The organism is Bacillus sp. TH25 (genome assembly GCF_016650935.1).
Lineage (GTDB): Bacteria > Bacillota > Bacilli > Bacillales > Bacillaceae_G > Bacillus_A > Bacillus_A mycoides.
The window spans coordinates 154729-171093 of the sequence record NZ_JAEKEU010000039.1; the positions used below are offsets into that span (position 1 = coordinate 154729).

At 40.4% G+C, this 16365-nt stretch carries 19 protein-coding genes; 14 read left to right on the forward strand and 5 right to left on the reverse strand.

Annotated features, from left to right (window positions below):
* The first annotated feature begins 115 nt into the window (after positions 1-115).
* From JFT89_RS24630 to JFT89_RS24640, 3 genes are all read left to right on the forward strand, one after another.
* Entirely contained in the window at positions 116-2938 is a 2823-nt protein-coding gene (locus tag JFT89_RS24630; RefSeq protein ID WP_201040835.1) for a BclA-related collagen-like exosporium protein, read from the forward strand.
* 176 nt (positions 2939-3114) lie between these two features.
* Positions 3115-4128, forward strand: a complete 1014-nt coding sequence (moaA, locus tag JFT89_RS24635) for a GTP 3',8-cyclase MoaA (protein WP_016095968.1) — start codon at positions 3115-3117, stop codon at positions 4126-4128.
* 16 nt (positions 4129-4144) lie between these two features.
* Positions 4145-5158, forward strand: a complete 1014-nt coding sequence (locus JFT89_RS24640; protein ID WP_002067678.1) for a molybdopterin-synthase adenylyltransferase MoeB — start codon at positions 4145-4147, stop codon at positions 5156-5158.
* A gap of 42 nt (positions 5159-5200) precedes the next feature.
* Here the strand turns inward: JFT89_RS24640 and moaC are convergent, their stop codons facing one another.
* Positions 5201-5686 (reverse strand): cyclic pyranopterin monophosphate synthase MoaC, encoded by a 486-nt coding sequence (moaC, locus tag JFT89_RS24645; RefSeq protein ID WP_016095969.1) that lies wholly within the window; start codon positions 5684-5686, stop codon positions 5201-5203.
* An 83-nt stretch (positions 5687-5769) separates the two neighbouring features.
* Between moaC and JFT89_RS24650 the strand changes: the two genes are divergently transcribed.
* The 7 genes from JFT89_RS24650 (at position 5770) to JFT89_RS24680 (ending at position 10452) form a co-directional block, all read left to right on the forward strand.
* Positions 5770-7059, forward strand: a complete 1290-nt coding sequence (locus JFT89_RS24650) for a molybdopterin molybdotransferase MoeA (RefSeq protein WP_002067682.1) — start codon at positions 5770-5772, stop codon at positions 7057-7059.
* Positions 7023-7544, forward strand: a complete 522-nt coding sequence (gene mobB / locus JFT89_RS24655; RefSeq protein ID WP_002089067.1) for a molybdopterin-guanine dinucleotide biosynthesis protein B — start codon at positions 7023-7025, stop codon at positions 7542-7544. Before JFT89_RS24650 ends, mobB begins: the two co-directional genes overlap by 37 nt.
* Complete coding sequence (gene moaE / locus JFT89_RS24660) at positions 7541-8005, forward strand: molybdopterin synthase catalytic subunit MoaE (RefSeq protein WP_002129479.1); 465 nt, start codon at positions 7541-7543, stop codon at positions 8003-8005. The genes mobB and moaE overlap by 4 nt, the downstream gene beginning before the upstream one ends.
* A gap of 2 nt (positions 8006-8007) precedes the next feature.
* Complete coding sequence (gene moaD / locus JFT89_RS24665; protein ID WP_002067685.1) at positions 8008-8241, forward strand: molybdopterin converting factor subunit 1; 234 nt, start codon at positions 8008-8010, stop codon at positions 8239-8241.
* Positions 8242-8340: 99 nt separating this feature from the next.
* Positions 8341-8763 (forward strand): DUF3888 domain-containing protein, encoded by a 423-nt coding sequence (locus tag JFT89_RS24670; RefSeq protein ID WP_033707236.1) that lies wholly within the window; start codon positions 8341-8343, stop codon positions 8761-8763.
* Positions 8764-8796: 33 nt separating this feature from the next.
* On the forward strand, positions 8797-9654 hold the full coding sequence (gene glcU, locus JFT89_RS24675) for a glucose uptake protein GlcU (protein ID WP_002015656.1): 858 nt from the start codon (positions 8797-8799) through the stop codon (positions 9652-9654).
* Between the two features lie 12 nt (positions 9655-9666).
* Positions 9667-10452: a glucose 1-dehydrogenase gene (locus tag JFT89_RS24680; protein WP_002067691.1), complete on the forward strand. Its 786-nt coding sequence runs from the start codon at positions 9667-9669 to the stop codon at positions 10450-10452.
* 74 nt (positions 10453-10526) lie between these two features.
* On the opposite strand, the gene JFT89_RS24685 is transcribed toward JFT89_RS24680, so the two are convergent.
* The gene (locus JFT89_RS24685) at positions 10527-11006 is read right to left on the reverse strand and encodes a CarD family transcriptional regulator (protein ID WP_002089061.1); all 480 of its coding nucleotides are present in this window, start codon (positions 11004-11006) and stop codon (positions 10527-10529) included.
* A 280-nt stretch (positions 11007-11286) separates the two neighbouring features.
* Between JFT89_RS24685 and JFT89_RS24690 the strand changes: the two genes are divergently transcribed.
* Together JFT89_RS24690 and JFT89_RS24695 are read left to right on the forward strand one after the other, a co-directional pair.
* Positions 11287-11523 (forward strand): DUF2553 family protein, encoded by a 237-nt coding sequence (locus JFT89_RS24690; protein ID WP_002089059.1) that lies wholly within the window; start codon positions 11287-11289, stop codon positions 11521-11523.
* A 1-nt stretch (position 11524) separates the two neighbouring features.
* Positions 11525-11707 carry a sporulation protein Cse60 gene (locus tag JFT89_RS24695; RefSeq protein ID WP_000621746.1) on the forward strand — a complete coding sequence of 61 codons (183 nt, stop codon included), beginning with the start codon at positions 11525-11527 and terminating at the stop codon, positions 11705-11707.
* Positions 11708-11740: 33 nt separating this feature from the next.
* Here JFT89_RS24695 and JFT89_RS24700 read toward each other — a convergent pair whose 3' ends face one another.
* Positions 11741-11968 carry a DUF3973 domain-containing protein gene (locus JFT89_RS24700; RefSeq protein ID WP_016095971.1) on the reverse strand — a complete coding sequence of 76 codons (228 nt, stop codon included), beginning with the start codon at positions 11966-11968 and terminating at the stop codon, positions 11741-11743.
* 424 nt (positions 11969-12392) lie between these two features.
* Between JFT89_RS24700 and JFT89_RS24705 the strand changes: the two genes are divergently transcribed.
* Together JFT89_RS24705 and JFT89_RS24710 are read left to right on the forward strand one after the other, a co-directional pair.
* Positions 12393-12824, forward strand: a complete 432-nt coding sequence (locus JFT89_RS24705) for an SRPBCC family protein (RefSeq protein WP_002067696.1) — start codon at positions 12393-12395, stop codon at positions 12822-12824.
* Positions 12825-13148 (forward strand): ArsR/SmtB family transcription factor, encoded by a 324-nt coding sequence (locus tag JFT89_RS24710; RefSeq protein WP_002015665.1) that lies wholly within the window; start codon positions 12825-12827, stop codon positions 13146-13148.
* A 40-nt stretch (positions 13149-13188) separates the two neighbouring features.
* On the opposite strand, the gene JFT89_RS24715 is transcribed toward JFT89_RS24710, so the two are convergent.
* Both JFT89_RS24715 and JFT89_RS24720 read right to left on the reverse strand, forming a co-directional pair.
* A complete protein-coding gene (locus JFT89_RS24715; RefSeq protein ID WP_016095972.1) occupies positions 13189-14628 on the reverse strand; it encodes an MDR family MFS transporter in 1440 nt (479 codons plus the stop codon).
* Between the two features lie 213 nt (positions 14629-14841).
* Positions 14842-16113 (reverse strand): BaiN/RdsA family NAD(P)/FAD-dependent oxidoreductase, encoded by a 1272-nt coding sequence (locus tag JFT89_RS24720; RefSeq protein ID WP_002067700.1) that lies wholly within the window; start codon positions 16111-16113, stop codon positions 14842-14844.
* Positions 16114-16365: the final 252 nt, after the last annotated feature.

The following is a 16365-nucleotide window of genomic DNA, read 5'->3' on the forward strand; positions in this document are numbered from 1 at the left end:
AAGGGAGTTTTTATTATTTAAAATAAAAATAGTCTTTGAGATTGTTTTTGTAAATACATATTAAGAAGAAGAGGTTTGTTTAAAGTAAAAAAGATGGTGTGTAGGTGGTGAAAGTGTGAAAGAGCGCGATAGACAAAATTCATTAAACTCTAATTTCAGAATTTCACCGAATCTTATTGGACCTACTTTTCCCCCCGTTCCAACGGGATTTACTGGCATTGGGATTACTGGTCCAACCGGTCCACAAGGACCGACTGGCCCACAAGGACCAAGGGGATTTCAAGGTCCGATGGGGGAGATGGGCCCGACAGGACCTCAAGGAGTGCAAGGGATTCAAGGACCAGCTGGACAAATGGGTGCAACAGGACCAGAAGGACAGCAGGGACCACAAGGATTAAGGGGACCACAGGGAGAAACTGGAGCGACAGGACCTCAAGGAGTGCAAGGGTTACAAGGTCCAATTGGTCCAACCGGAGCGACTGGGGCACAAGGTATACAGGGAATACAGGGATTACAGGGGCCGATTGGAGCTACCGGGCCAGAGGGACCTCAAGGAATTCAAGGAGTGCAAGGGGTACCGGGAGCAACAGGTTCACAAGGAATACAAGGAACTCAAGGGATACAAGGCCCACAAGGACCGAATGGAAATACGGGAGCAACAGGAGCGACTGGTCAGGGGATTAGTGGTCCGACTGGAATAACAGGTCCAACAGGGATAACTGGCCCATCTGGAGGACCTCCAGGTCCGACTGGAGCAACTGGTGCGACAGGGCCAGGAGGTGGACCGAGTGGAAGTACAGGTGCGACGGGAGCGACTGGAAATACTGGAGTAACTGGAAGTGCGGGAGTGACTGGAAATACAGGTCCTACTGGAAGTACAGGAGAAACAGGAGCACAGGGCCTGCAAGGAATACAAGGGGTTCAAGGGCCAATTGGACCAACGGGTCCAGAAGGTCCGCAAGGTATTCAAGGTATTCCTGGTCCGACAGGAGTAACTGGTGAACAAGGAATCCAAGGGGTTCAGGGGATTCAAGGGATAACGGGGGCAACTGGAGATCAAGGTCCGCAAGGTATACAAGGGGCCATAGGACCTCAAGGTATAACAGGAGCAACAGGAGATCAAGGCCCACAAGGAATACAAGGGGTACCTGGTCCAACCGGGGACACAGGCTCACAAGGAGTCCAAGGAATTCAAGGGCCAATGGGTGATATAGGACCAACAGGCCCAGAAGGCCCAGAAGGACTTCAGGGTCCGCAAGGAATCCAAGGAGTGCCAGGACCAGCTGGAGCAACAGGTCCAGAGGGCCCACAAGGAATCCAAGGAATTCAAGGGCCAATAGGAGTAACAGGTCCAGAAGGTCCACAAGGAATTCAGGGAATACAAGGGATTCAAGGTATAACAGGAGCAACCGGAGCACAAGGAGCAACTGGAGTTCAAGGTGTTCAAGGGAATATAGGAGCAACAGGTCCAGAGGGCCCGCAAGGAGTGCAAGGTACTCAAGGGGATATAGGTCCAACAGGTCCAATGGGTCCACAGGGAGTTCAAGGAATCCAAGGAATTCAAGGACCGACGGGTCCGCAAGGAGTGCAAGGCCCACAAGGAATTCAAGGAATCCAAGGACCGACAGGAGTAACTGGAGATACGGGTACAACAGGGGTGACAGGGGAAGGGACTACAGGAGCGACTGGAGTAACTGGTCCAACAGGTGTAACTGGTCCATCAGGAGGCCCAGCCGGACCGACTGGCCCAACAGGTCCATCAGGTCCGACAGGAGTGACAGGTCCATCAGGTGGACCACCTGGTCCGACAGGAGCGACAGGTGTAACGGGAGGAGTAGGAGATACGGGAGCAACAGGGGCGACGGGTGTGACCGGAGCAACTGGAGTAACTGGTGCAACCGGAGCAACAGGGTTGCAGGGTCCACAAGGAATACAAGGAGTACAAGGAGACATAGGCCCAACCGGGCCGCAAGGTGTTCAAGGTCCACAAGGGATCCAAGGTATAACGGGAGCAACGGGAGATCAAGGGCCGCAAGGAATTCAAGGCCCGCAAGGAATCCAAGGTCCAACAGGTCCTCAAGGAATCCAAGGAGGTCAAGGCCCACAAGGGATACAAGGGGCAACAGGTGCAACCGGAGCACAAGGCCCACAGGGAATTCAAGGGATACAAGGAGTGCAAGGTCCGACTGGTCCACAAGGCCCAACCGGAATACAAGGAGTGCAAGGAGAAATAGGTCCAACTGGTCCGCAAGGGGTGCAAGGTTTACAAGGTCCACAAGGCCCAACCGGGGACACGGGTCCAACAGGAGCGCAAGGCCCACAAGGAATTCAAGGTCCAACGGGAGCAACAGGAGCGACAGGCCCACAAGGAATTCAAGGTCCAACGGGAGCAACAGGAGCGACAGGTTCACAAGGAATTCAAGGTCCAACGGGGGTAACAGGAGCGACAGGTTCACAAGGAATTCAAGGTCCAACGGGGGCAACAGGAGCCACGGGAGCGACTGGGGTGACTGGGGTGACTGGAGTTAGTACAACTGCAACGTATGCATTTGCGAATAATACATCAGGAACCGCTATTTCTGTTTTATTAGGTGGTACGAATATCCCATTACCGAACAATCAAAATATTGGACCAGGAATAACCGTTAGTGGTGGAAATACTGTATTTACAGTTGCGAATGCAGGGAATTATTATATAGCCTATACAATTAATTTAACGGCAGGATTACTTGTAAGTTCTCGTATAACTGTAAATGGCAGTCCGCTTGCGGGAACGATAAACTCCCCGGCAGTGGCTACTGGTTCATTTAGTGCACCAATAATTGCTAACTTGCCTGCTGGAGCTGCTATTAGTCTGCAGTTATTTGGATTAGTTGCAATAGCTACATTATCTACAACAATGCCAGGAGCTACTCTAACTATTATTAGATTAAGTTAATAAGCAGAAAACCTTGGAACTTTTATGTTTCAAGGTTTTTTTATCTCGTTATTTGTAGATAGTCTAATTGGTTAGTAAAGTTTCACTTTATTCACCTTAGCAAAAACATCGCAGTTCGAAAATATATTATAATAGAATGAAGAGAGGTATAAATTTGGCAGAAAGGGAGAGTGGCGATGCAGGAGAAGGTTAAAGATTTTTTCGGACGCCCACTTCAAGATTTACGCATCTCTGTCATTGATCGTTGTAATTTACGGTGTACGTATTGTATGCCAGCGGAAGTGTTTGGTCCTGATTATGCTTTTTTGAAAGATGAGTTTTTACTGACATTTGATGAAATAGAGCGATTAGCAAAAGTATTTGTTAGCATCGGTGTACGGAAAATTAGACTTACTGGTGGCGAACCCTTGCTCCGTAAGGACTTAACAAAACTTATCGAACGTCTCGTGAAAATTGACGGTTTAGTAGATATAGGATTAACGACAAATGCGATTCATTTAACGAAGCAAGCGAAGGCGTTAAAAGAAGCTGGGTTACACCGAGTAAATGTTAGTTTGGATGCGATAGATGATAATGTGTTCCGCGCAATTAATGGCCGGAATATGAATACGAAGCCAGTGTTAAAAGGAATTATGGCAGCGAAAGAAGCAGGCCTTGAAGTGAAAGTAAATATGGTTGTGAAAAAAGGAATGAATGATCATCAAGTACTTCCGGTTGCTACGTATTTTAAAGAACAAGGAATTTCACTTAGATTTATTGAGTTTATGGATGTTGGCAGTACGAATGGATGGAATTTTGATCAAGTTATTACGAAACGAGAATTAATTGATATGATTCATGGGGTGTATCCAATTGAGCCAGCTGAAGCTCATTATTTTGGTGAGGTTGCGAAGCGGTATCGATACGTTGGAACGAATGTAGAGGTTGGTTTTATTACCTCTGTTTCTGAGTCATTTTGTTCTTCTTGTACGAGAGCAAGAATTTCGGCAGATGGAAAGTTTTATACTTGCTTGTTTGCGACAGAAGGAATGGATTTAAGGAAACTTCTGAGGGAGAACCTTTCGGATAATGAGTTATTAAAAGCTATACAATATGTATGGGAGAATAGAAAAGATCGATATTCAGATGAACGGACAGAAGAAAGTGCGAAAAATCGTCCGAAAATTGAAATGTCTTATATAGGAGGATAAGAAAGGGGGATGTCGTATGCAAGAGCGATATTCAAGACAAATGTTATTTTCTGGTGTTGGGGAAGAAGGGCAACGGAAAATAAGAGGGAAGCATGTGCTCGTTATCGGTGCTGGTGCACTTGGAGCAGCGAATGCAGAAGCAATTGTTAGAGCAGGTGTTGGAAAAATAACAATTGCGGATCGTGATTATGTAGAATGGAGTAATTTACAAAGGCAACAATTATATACAGAAGAAGATGCAAAGCATTATAAACCGAAAGCAATAGCGGCAGCAGAACATTTAAAGGCAATTAATTCCGAAGTAGAAATTGTACCGGTTGTGACTGATGTAACGGTTCAAGAAATGGAAGAGTTAATTAAAGGTGTAGATTTAATATTAGATGCGACGGATAATTTTGAAACGCGCCTTCTTATTAATGATATATCTCAAATGTATAATGTTCCATGGATATATGGAGGATGCGTTGGAAGCTACGGAGTAACTTATACAATCTTGCCAGGAAAAACGCCATGTTTTCGATGTTTAATGGAGCATCCAGCGAGCGGAGCGACATGTGATACGGCCGGTATTATACAGCCAGCAGTGCAATTAGTAGTTGCACATCAAATAACGGAAGCCTTGAAAATATTAGTAGAAGATTTTGAGGCACTTCGTGAAACGATGCTATCATTTGATCTTTGGAATAATCAACAGATGGCATTTAAAGTGAATAGGCAGAAAAAGGATACATGTTTATCTTGTGGAAAGTTACGTACATATCCGAGTTTAACATTTGAAGCACAAACGAAAACAGAAGTATTATGTGGGCGAAATACAGTTCAAATCCGTCCAGGTGTGCGTCAGGGTTTTAATTTAGAAGAAATTAAAAAGCGCTTACAAAAAAGTGTGGATGTAAAAGCAACGCCATATTTATTGTCATTTCCGGTGGAAGAATATCGTTTTGTTTTATTTACAGATGGTAGGGCGTTTATTCATGGTACGAATGATATGAATGTTGCAAAACGACTATATGCAAGATATATAGGTTGAACCTAAAGGAGAGTCCTTTAGGTTCAAATGGAAAAGGTAGGATTAAGAATTTCTAATATAATCTCCATTTTTTCCGCCCGTTTTTTCAAGTAAGTACGTTTCGCCAATAATCATACCCTTATCAACGGCTTTACACATGTCATATACAGTAAGAGCGGTAGCGGAAGCAGCTGTTAAAGCTTCCATCTCAACGCCGGTACTACCTTCTGTTTTAACTTTTACTTCAATAAGTAGTCGATATTGTTCTTCTGATTGTTTCCAATTGAAAGAGACGTCAACACCTTTTAATAATAAAGGATGGCACATTGGGATAATATCAGAAGTACGTTTTGCAGCCATAATACCTGCGATTTGTGCGACAGCTAATACGTCACCTTTACCAATTTCGTTGCGTGAGATTTTATCAAAAATTTCTTTCGTAACGAGAATGCTCGAGCATGCTATTGCTGTTCGAACGGTTATTTTTTTGTCACTTATATCAACCATTTTAGCGCGCCCTTGGTCGTTGAAATGTGTGAATGAAGACATGGAATTCCTCCTTGAAGTAATTGCGATTTAATATATAAAGTGTAATCGAGATTAGATATTTTGCAAATATGAGGTGAGAAACAATGGTAGAAAAACGAATCCCGATTCAAGTTGCTGAGGCTGTAGAGCGGGTTATGAAATATGCTAAGCATGGTGAAGTAGAAGAAGTTTCTATTACAGAAAGTTACGGGAGGATTCTTGGAGAGGATGTTGTCTCAGATCACGACGTTCCTCACTTTGATCGTTCTCCTTACGATGGTTTCGCAATTCGAGCAGAAGACACGAAGGAAGCGAGTCAAGAGCAGCCGATTGAATTTGAAGTAATAGGAGAGATCGGAGCAGGATCTGTTTTTACGGAAGAAGTAGGGGCTTTTCAGGCGGTTCGTATTATGACAGGAGCAGCTATTCCAGAAGATTGCAATGCAGTCGTAATGCTAGAACTGACGGAAGGATTCGATAGGAACGAAAGTACATATATGAAGTTAAAACGTCCTTTCCAAAACGGTGACAATGTGTCGTTTAAAGGAGAAGATATCAAACAAGATCAAGTCCTCGTTAAGAAAGGTGTTGTAATTAATCCAGGTGTTGCCGCATTATTAGCGACGTTTGGATATAGCACTGTGAAAGTTGTAAAACAGCCTGTTGTCGGTATTGTAACGACAGGAAGTGAATTACTAGAAGTGCATGAGGCGTTAGAGCCAGGGAAAATTAGAAATAGTAACTCTTACATGATTGCCGCTCAAATTATGAAAGCTGGCGGGAAAGTGCGTTACTATGGGCAACTTGCCGATGAGTTAGATGCATGTTTTACAGCCGTTAAATCAGCGATGGATGAGGTTGATATTTTAATTACAACGGGCGGTGTTTCAGTAGGGGATTACGACTATTTGCCAGCTATTTATGAAAGGTTACAGGCGAATGTACTCTTTAATAAAATAGCGATGAGACCGGGTAGTGTAACGACAGTAGCTGAAGTTGATGGAAAGCTACTCTTTGGTTTATCAGGTAATCCGTCAGCTTGTTATGTAGGTTTCGAATTATTTGTACATCCAATTATGAAAACGTATTTGCATGCGAAGGAGCCTCACGTATATAGAACTGATGCTATTTTGCAAAAAGATTTTCCGAAACCAAATCCGTTTACTCGTTTTGTAAGAGCGAAAGCGAGTATTGTTAATGGGGCACTACAAGCGATGCCAGTCGGTTTAGATAAATCGAGTGCGGTCTCTTCACTTGCGGATGCAAATGCTTTTATCGTGCTGCCTGGAGGAACTAGAGGATTTGAAGCAGGAATGAAAGTATCTGTATTATTGTTAGAATGCTCTGAGGGAAGTGATTGGCCGTGGGCAAAGCCTCTTCAATCTTACAAATAGTAGGATATCAAAATAGCGGGAAAACAACACTTGTAGAGAAGATGGTGCATGCATTAACTGAAAGAGAAATGAAGGTTGCCACAATTAAACATCATGGTCACGGGGGCTTTCCTGAAGTAGCGCAAAAAGATAGTGAAAGACACAGAAAAGCTGGTGCTGTAGTAAGTAGTGTAGAAGGTGCTGGATTACTATCTTTGTCCTCTTTGCGAGATGAATGGTCCTTGCAAGAAATTATCCGCTTGTACGAATTTTTTGAAGTAGATACGATTTTAATAGAGGGCTATAAAGCTGAGAACTATCCGAAAGTAGTGTTACTTCGTTCTGCGGAAGACGCTGAACTTTTACATAAAGTAGAAAATATAGCGGCAGTTATTACGTGGTATGATGCTTCGTCAAATGTACGAGAAGAATATAAAGTATTTCATATAACAGAAGAAAAATTGTATATAGACTGGTTTTTACAAACGGCTAGGGGTGCAAAATGATAAATACGTATTATGAAGTAATTGATACAGAAATCTCGATTGAAGAGGTGACAAAGAAAGTAGTTCGCCGTGAATGTGGTGCTGTTACAACATTTATCGGGACAGTTAGGGAGTTTACGAAAGGGCGTCGTACACTATACTTAGAGTATGTAGCTTATAAGACGATGGCAGAAAAGATGCTACAGAAAATTGGGTCAGAAGTGAAGGAGAAGTGGCCCGGTACACATGTTGCGATTACGCATCGCATCGGCACGCTGCAAATTTCTGATATAGCGGTTGTTGTTGCTGTATCAACGCCTCATCGCAAAGAGGCTTATGAAGCGAATGAATATATTATGGAGCGTATTAAGCAAATTGTTCCGATTTGGAAAAAGGAGTTTTGGGAAGATGGTGACTCATGGATTGGTGACCAATTAGAAAAAACACCATATCCAGCAGGAGAGCCTGGGAAGGAGTTATAAATATGATTCGAGTATTGTTATTTGCTAACTTGCAAGAAGAAGCAGGAACGAGTGAATTACAAATAGAGAAAGAAAATATTACTGTTGCAGAGTTAAAAGATATTGTTGCGAAAGAATATAATGTACCAGTGTCAGCGCCAATTATGGTTGCGATTAATGAAGAGTACGCAAATGAAGATGACACGATACACTCTGGTGATGTAGTTGCACTAATACCACCAGTGAGTGGTGGTTAATATTGGATTTATGCTATGAAAAACGACTTTCCTAAATAGGGAAAGTCGTTTTTTTATGGCATTTTGGAGAACACTATCTTATAGGAAAAGGAGGAAGTTATGAAAAAGATATGTGTAATGATTGCAATGATATGTTCTGTTTTTTTCTTTTCTCCAAGCAATTCTTTGGCAAAAGAATCGACGGAACAGCTTTTAGAAAGTGCGTTACTGAATCGATATTACTCGGTTATAAGGCAAGTGACAGAAGATCAACATGAATGTGAATCTGTTATAAATATAAAGCGTCTCGGTAAGAAGGATGAGTTCGTTCCTAGATTTGAAATTATGCTACAATTTCTTACGTTTCAAGGTGCACATAATCCGCCGAATGATAAAGTTACACTTACATTGGAAGATAATTTAGATCACGTAAAGATAAAGAAAGTGGAGCGAGAAAAGAATGTTTCTGGCGCTATTGTAGAAAAGATTTGTGCACGGAAAAACGAAAAAATAAAAGCTCACTCTAATGATTTAGAGCGGTAATCTATGACATTTTGTAGAGAAAGGTAATGAGCGATGGATATACTTTTAGCGATTTTACCAGCTATATTTTGGGGGAGTATTGTGCTATTTAACGTGAAACTGGGCGGGGGACCGTATAGTCAAACGCTCGGTACAACGTTCGGTGCACTTATCTTCTCAATTGTCGTTTATATTTTTATGAAGCCGGTATTAACTCCGACCGTTATTGGAGTTGGAATTGTATCTGGCTTATTTTGGGCACTTGGTCAAGCGAATCAATTAAAAAGTATTGATTTAATGGGTGTTTCTAGAACGATGCCGATTTCAACAGGGCTTCAATTAGTCGCGACAACATTATTTGGGGTTATCGTGTTTCATGAATGGTCAACGACGATATCGGTCGTTCTTGGAGTTTTGGCGCTCGTTTGTATTATTATCGGGGTTATTTTAACATCGCTTCAAAGTAAAGAAGAGAAAAATGCAGAGCAAGCAGGAAATTTTAAAAAAGGAATTATTATTTTATTAATTTCAACAGTCGGTTATTTAGTTTACGTAGTAGTTATCCGGTTATTTAACGTGAACGGTTGGTCGGCTTTATTACCACAAGCGGTCGGTATGGTATTAGGCGGGATTTTACTCACATTTAAACATCATCCATTCAATAAATATGCGATTCGAAATATTCTTCCAGGATTGATTTGGGCAGCTGGAAATATGTTTTTATTCATTTCGCAGCCAAGAGTGGGGGTCGCAACAAGCTTTTCCCTTTCACAAATGGGAATTATTATTTCGACGCTTGGCGGGATTTTTATATTAGGTGAAAGGAAAACGAAGCGTCAATTAATTGGGATTGTTATTGGTATCGTTTTTATCATTGCAGCTGGAATTATGCTGGGGATTGCGAAAAGTTAAGGAGGTATTAAAATGTATAGTGATTTAGAAGGGAAAGTCGTCGTTATTACAGGATCAGCAACTGGTCTTGGAAGAGCCATGGGAGTAAGATTTGCTAAAGAGAAGGCGAAAGTTGTTATTAATTATCGCTCAAGAGAGTCAGAAGCGAACGATGTATTAGAAGAAATAAAAAAGGTAGGTGGAGAAGCGATTGCTGTAAAAGGTGATGTGACGGTCGAGGCAGATGTTGTGAATCTCATTCAATCTGCTGTGAAAGAGTTTGGTACGCTCGACGTTATGATTAATAATGCAGGGATAGAAAACGCGGTACCGTCGCATGAAATGCCGTTAGAGGATTGGAATAAAGTAATTCATACAAATTTAACAGGTGCTTTTTTAGGAAGTCGTGAAGCGATTAAATATTTTGTGGAACACGATATTAAAGGTTCGGTTATTAATATGTCTAGTGTTCATGAGAAAATCCCGTGGCCATTATTTGTGCATTATGCGGCTAGTAAGGGAGGGATTAAGCTTATGACAGAAACGTTAGCGTTAGAATATGCACCAAAAGGTATTCGAGTAAATAATATTGGTCCTGGTGCAATTAATACGCCAATTAATGCTGAAAAATTTGCTGACCCGAAAAAACGTGACGACGTAGAAAGTATGATTCCAATGGGGTACATTGGAAAATCTGAAGAAATCGCAGCAGTAGCAACGTGGCTTGCTTCAGCAGAGGCAAGTTACGTAACTGGAATTACGTTATTTGCAGATGGTGGAATGACTTTATACCCATCGTTTCAAGCGGGGCGTGGGTAATATGAAAGGCTAAAGAGATTTAACTCTTTGGCCTTTTTTACGCAAAAAAAAATAGCGGTCGGCTATTTTTAAAATTAATGATTGATTGTATCTTGAAGAAATTCTGTTGCTTGATGTTCTGAAACATTCTGTACGAGCGCAACTTCACTAATAACCATTTTACGCGCATTATCTAGCATTTGTTTTTCGCTCGCATTTAATGCTCTTTCTTTATTGCGACGAAGTAAATCACGAACAACTTCTGCACTATCTTGAAGATTGCCGTTCTTCATTTTTTCCATATTCATTGTATATCTTTGTTTCCAAGAGAGTGAGGGGTCTGATTCCCCATGATGAAATTCAAGAAGTATACCATCTAACGTACCTTTATCGACGATATAACGTATACCTGATTTTTGTAATTGATTCATCGGAAGCATTACTTGCATATCTTTACTAATGATGCGTATAACACAATATTGACGCGTAGTGCCTAATATTTCTTTCTCTTCAATTGCTTCGATGATTCCTGCACCGTGCATTGGATAAACGATTTTATCACCAATTTGAAACAAATCATCCACCTCCGTATGTGGTAACTACTTTTAATGATAACACACTAGGATAAAAATGTCAAATTTTATATGATATCACATCTGATATGCTGTAGTCAATATATAAAAGTCGTTTTTTTGTTTGTTTTTTTGCTCTTATAAGTTGAATAAATAGGGGGAATTTTTTTAGAAAAATAGTACAGGCGCAGAAAGAGGGCATATCCACTTATTTTTAAGCATAAAATATAAAATCGCTAATACAATATACCTAAATCCGTTCTTTGCAAGGGAGGGAGAGAAGGTGGGGCGCACAATTAGAATTGATATTACAAATAAAGTTGTAGCTAAATTTAGGCAAGATTATTTGGAATTATATACGAGTAAGTTTATGATAGGTAAGTTTTATGTCTATACTGAAGATAAACAATATGTGTTAGAAGACGGATATATATATGAAGATGGAAAGTTTTATCGCATCATAGATACGCACCGTGGCAATAAACAAGCGGCGGAGGGCTGCGATCTAGGATGGTGTTAACATGATTCGTGTGAAAGTGTTTGATGAAAGTCATGAAAAAGACTTAGAAGACGCTGTAAATGTATTTTTGAAAAAAATTGATGATGGAAATTTTGTAGATATAAAGTATCAAGTTGGTGTTTCAATTAACGATGATGAAAATCAAATTTATTGTTTTTCAGCGATGATTGTTTATAAAGCATAAAAAAGAGCTGGGGAGCCAGCTCTTTTTTATGCTTTACGTTGGGACAACATGTGTCGGTAAAATACTCATAATAGATTGTGTTGCGCCGATTTTCTTTTCCGTTAAAAGAACTTTTTCTGCTTCGTGCTCCTGAGCATCAGTGCACATACCGAGGTGATAACGATCACCTAAAAATGGATCAATATAAAAACCGTTTTTGAAAACTTTATCATTCGGGTGTTTTTTATGGTGAATTTCAGAACAATTAATGCAATAGAACATAGCTTTCATCTCCTTTTTATTTTTGTTTAAAAAAGTGGGGAGGTAGTCATTTCGCTCCTAAGGAAATGTTGAGGAGAAGAGAAATAACTACCTACCCAAATGGCGGGCGTACTCCTTCTGATTTTTACATATCTCGCGTATTGTCCCCGAGGGAAGGAGGAGAGACGAAGTACAGATGAGATAAGTTAGGCGCTTCTCTCAATAGGAGTGATAGAGTTTCATATTGAGGGAATTTTCTATTTTTCATTGCCTTTGTGAGTATATTATGAAGGAATGGTGAGAGGGTGTTTGTCCTGTTGAAAAAATGTTGAGAATTTCTCAACAGTGAAAAAGAGTCTTTCTTGACATAAAACCAAAAGGTGTTATATTGTTAATGTAAAACTAAAAGGTGTTATATTTTAATGCCGAATAAAGGAGATATAAAATGGAACAACAAAATACATTAAATGATATTAAACAAACAATCGTTTTTAACGCGCCTATTCAAAAAGTATGGAATGTAGTATCAACTGCAGAAGGAATTTCGTCATGGTTTATGCCAAATGATTTCGAATTAGAGGTAGGACATGAGTTTCATGTGCAATCACCTTTTGGGCCATCACCATGTAAAGTGTTAGAGATTGATGAGCCAAATCATTTATCTTTCTCATGGGATACAGATGGCTGGATTGTTTCATTTAATTTGAAAGACTTAGGAGATAGTAAAACAGAATTTACGTTAATTCACGGCGGCTGGAAACATCCTGATGAAATCCTTCCGAAAGCGAATGCGAAGAGCTCTATTATTCGCGATAGAATGAATGGCGGCTGGGTAGCGATTGTAAATGAAAAACTGAAAAAGGTTGTCGAAGGTTAAATGTCCTCATCAGCAGCGAAATATGATGTGTTTCAAGCAATTGCTGATCCAACCCGCCGAGAAGTGTTACGGTTATTAAGTGATAAAGAGTTACCCATTTCAAAAATAACGGATCATTTTCCGATGAGCCGTACTGCAGTTGTAAAGCACCTTCATATTCTTTCAGAAGCGAATTTAGTGAGTGGAAGAAAGAGCGGAAGAGAGAAGATATATCGTTTGCATCCAGAACCATTAGAGGAATTACAGCAGTGGCTCTCGTACTATGAACGATTTTGGGATAATAAATTGTCCGTGCTTAAACATATTGTGGAGAATGAAGAGTAGATTTTATGCAAAAAGGATGACCAAAATGGTCATCCTCTTTTTATTGTTCACTTGTTTGTTTAGCTGGCTTTAATAGGATCCAAGCGATAATTAATGTGAATACCGCTAATACGAAAGTACTCATATAAATGACGTGTACACTTGATGCTAATGCGGATTGCGATTCAGTTACCACGTTTGCTGTAGTTCCGCCGTGTCCGCCAGATACAAGATCAAGGTTTTTAATGCCACGTGCATGAATCATCGTATTGAAGATCGTTCCGAAGATTGCAGCACCTAGTGTTTGACTGAAAGTATTAATAAAGGTATTTAATCCGACTGCAGTTCCGCGCGTATTCGCCGGTACAGCTGCTTGAATTGTTACCATGTAAATTGGTGTAACAAGCCCCATTCCTAAGCCGAATAATCCGACTGCAACATAAATAAGGAATGATGGTGAATCTGTTGATAATGTAAATAATAAGAAAGTAGCAACTGATAAAATGCTAGCTCCAAGTAAAATAATTTGTTTCGTTTGTAACTTGCCAACTAAGTTACCGGAGAACATCGCACCGAATGTCCACATAACAGGAATCGGCATTAAAATGAGTCCAGCCTCTGTCGCATTTTTTCCTAAAACACCTTGGCTCCAAATTGGAAGATACACTGTAATACTAATAATCATTGCGCCAGCAATAAGTGTTAGTATGTTTATTGTAGATAATGTACGGTTAGAGAAAAGTGCTAGCGGAATTAATGGTTCCGGAGACTTTTTCTCGATGTATAAGAAAATAATGAATGAAACAGCGGCAAAGATTAATAGGCCGATAATTGAAATGTCTCCCCAGTTTTGCTTACTGCTACCTGTTAATAATGCGTATAGTAAAGCAATTGTACTTAATGAGAAAACTGTCGCACCAAGATAGTCGATATGTTGCTTAGCGGCGGACTTAACAGATTCCTTATAAGAAGTGGCAAACATTAAGCAAGCGATAATTCCAAAAGGAACGTTTAAGAAGAAAATATAGCGCCAAGAAAGAGAATCAACTAAAAATCCACCTACTAACGGCCCAATAACACCAGATACACCCCAAACTGCACTCATCCAGCCTTGTGCTTTCGCGCGGTCTTTCGCTTCGCTATATAGGTCTCCAATAATCGTCATTGTGATCGGCATAACAGCACCAGCCCCTATACCTTGAAGAGCACGGAAGAAGATTAATTGTTCCATTGATGTAACGACTCCGCAAAGTGTAGAACCGATTAAGAAGATTGTTGCTCCGATGAGCAGAACTTTTTTACGGCCGAATAAATCAGCTAGCTTTCCGTATATTGGAGTCGAAACAGCTGTTGCAAGCATATAGATTGCATATACCCAACTAACAAGTTCGACGCCTGACAAATCACTCGTTATACGAGGGATCGCTGTACTAACAATCGTTCCTTCTACCGCAGAAAGAAACGTCATTAGCATTAAAGACATCATGACTTTTTTTCTCATTTGTTTTCCCCTTACCCTTTTTCGAATATTCAACAATATAAAATATAAAGGTACTAAGGTATATAAAGCAACAAAAAAGCAATGGGAAGTTAGGAGGAAGGGATATTTTTGAAGAAACGGTCGATATATTTAAAGTATCGCCGATATAATTTCGTGTATTGCTTTGCTATTTCAAAATATTAAAAAAAGAAACAGGAAGCCCTGTTTCTTTTTTTAATATTGCATTTTCGCGTTTTCTCCAGCTGTAGTTCCGGCAATTCGACCAGTAACGAGAGCAGATGTAATATTGTAGCCACCAGTATAACCGTGAATATCAAGAACTTCTCCGCAGAAATATACGCCGTTCGTGAATTTAGAAGACATTTCTTTCGGATTAATTTCTTTAACGGATACACCTCCGCCAGTCACGAATGCTTTTTCGATTGACTGCGTACCATTTACATTCACAGTAAATTCTTTAAAGTCTTTCACAAGTGCACGAATCTTCTCGTGAGAAACTTGTCCAGCTTGTTCGCTGCCATCAATTTCATTTTTTTCTAATAAGAATAGGAAGTAACGCTCAGGTACATAACCTTTTAAAACATTTTTAATTCCTTTTTTCGGATCTTCTTTCATTTGTTTCAGCATGCGTTGGAACAGTTGTTCACTATTTTCTTCTGGCAATGCATCGATGCTCATTTGTACTGTATTCGTTTTAAACTTTTTCAGTGCTTTCACGACGAATTGGCTACAGCGAAGAGCAGCAGGACCAGATAGGCCGAAGTGAGTGAAGAGCATGTCCATTTTATGAGAAATGATAACTTTTCCTTTCGGGTTTAATACACTTAAGTTTACATCTCGTAAAGCAAGACCTTGTAATGTGCGGTCACGAATAAACGGTTCGTTTGAAAGAATTGGTACTTCTGTTGGGAAAAGTTCTGTAATTGTATGCCCAGCTTTTTCAGCCCAAGCGTATCCGTCTCCAGTAGAACCAGTTTGAGGAACAGATTTTCCGCCAACGGCGATAACGACGTGATTCGTTTCTAACACTTCACCTGTTTGCAGAATAACAGCCTTCGTTTGACCGTTCTCATACTCAATCGTTTCGACAGGCGTATTCGTACGTATTTTCACACCTAAGTCTTTTAATCGTGTTAACAGTGCATCTACAACAGATTGCGCTTTATTTGATACTGGGAACATGCGGCCATGATCCTCTTCTTTCAGTTTTACACCGAGATTTTCGAAGAATGTAATAATATCTTCATTACTGAAAATAGAAAAAGCACTGTATAAGAAGCGACCATTTCCAGGTATATGTTTAACGATTTCATCAAGTGGTAGACGGTTCGTTACGTTACAACGACCACCACCAGAAATCGCAAGTTTACGTCCTAGTTTATTTCCTTTATCAAGAAGTAAGACGCTTGCGCCTTCTTCAGCAGCACCGATTGCAGCCATTAGCCCTGAAGGACCGCCGCCGATGACAATAACATCATAATGCATAATATATCGACCTCATTTTCTACATTTCCTGCCTAAAAGAATAGCATGTTTTCCCTTAAAAGAAAAATAGAGTGAAGTACTGCTTAAGAGGAGAATTGTGGTACAATACAAAAGTTAGAGTTCAGCATTATCCTGCTATTTATGGGCAATAAGACTACTATCTTAAGATTTATGAGAAGTAAAGAGGGAGTTAAAGCGGCCTGTAAATGCTCGAATAATTAGTAGGAGGGGAGTCTCCCACTAATTATAGTT

Excerpts from the sequence above, each read along its gene's own strand:
- JFT89_RS24680 (WP_002067691.1), top strand. The coding sequence starts at position 9,667 with ATGTATAGTGATTTAGAAGGGAAAGTCGTCGTTATTACAGGATCAGCA.
- JFT89_RS24670 (WP_033707236.1), top strand. The coding sequence starts at position 8,341 with ATGAAAAAGATATGTGTAATGATTGCAATGATATGTTCTGTTTTTTTC.
- moaA (WP_016095968.1), top strand. The coding sequence starts at position 3,115 with ATGCAGGAGAAGGTTAAAGATTTTTTCGGACGCCCACTTCAAGATTTA.
- moaD (WP_002067685.1), top strand. The coding sequence starts at position 8,008 with ATGATTCGAGTATTGTTATTTGCTAACTTGCAAGAAGAAGCAGGAACG.
- JFT89_RS24715 (WP_016095972.1), bottom strand. The coding sequence starts at position 14,628 with ATGAGAAAAAAAGTCATGATGTCTTTAATGCTAATGACGTTTCTTTCT.
- glcU (WP_002015656.1), top strand. The coding sequence starts at position 8,797 with ATGGATATACTTTTAGCGATTTTACCAGCTATATTTTGGGGGAGTATT.
- JFT89_RS24720 (WP_002067700.1), bottom strand. The coding sequence starts at position 16,113 with ATGCATTATGATGTTATTGTCATCGGCGGCGGTCCTTCAGGGCTAATG.
- JFT89_RS24640 (WP_002067678.1), top strand. The coding sequence starts at position 4,145 with ATGCAAGAGCGATATTCAAGACAAATGTTATTTTCTGGTGTTGGGGAA.
- JFT89_RS24710 (WP_002015665.1), top strand. The coding sequence starts at position 12,825 with ATGTCCTCATCAGCAGCGAAATATGATGTGTTTCAAGCAATTGCTGAT.
- JFT89_RS24705 (WP_002067696.1), top strand. The coding sequence starts at position 12,393 with ATGGAACAACAAAATACATTAAATGATATTAAACAAACAATCGTTTTT.
- JFT89_RS24700 (WP_016095971.1), bottom strand. The coding sequence starts at position 11,968 with ATGTTCTATTGCATTAATTGTTCTGAAATTCACCATAAAAAACACCCG.
- JFT89_RS24695 (WP_000621746.1), top strand. The coding sequence starts at position 11,525 with ATGATTCGTGTGAAAGTGTTTGATGAAAGTCATGAAAAAGACTTAGAA.
- moaC (WP_016095969.1), bottom strand. The coding sequence starts at position 5,686 with ATGTCTTCATTCACACATTTCAACGACCAAGGGCGCGCTAAAATGGTT.
- moaE (WP_002129479.1), top strand. The coding sequence starts at position 7,541 with ATGATAAATACGTATTATGAAGTAATTGATACAGAAATCTCGATTGAA.
- JFT89_RS24650 (WP_002067682.1), top strand. The coding sequence starts at position 5,770 with ATGGTAGAAAAACGAATCCCGATTCAAGTTGCTGAGGCTGTAGAGCGG.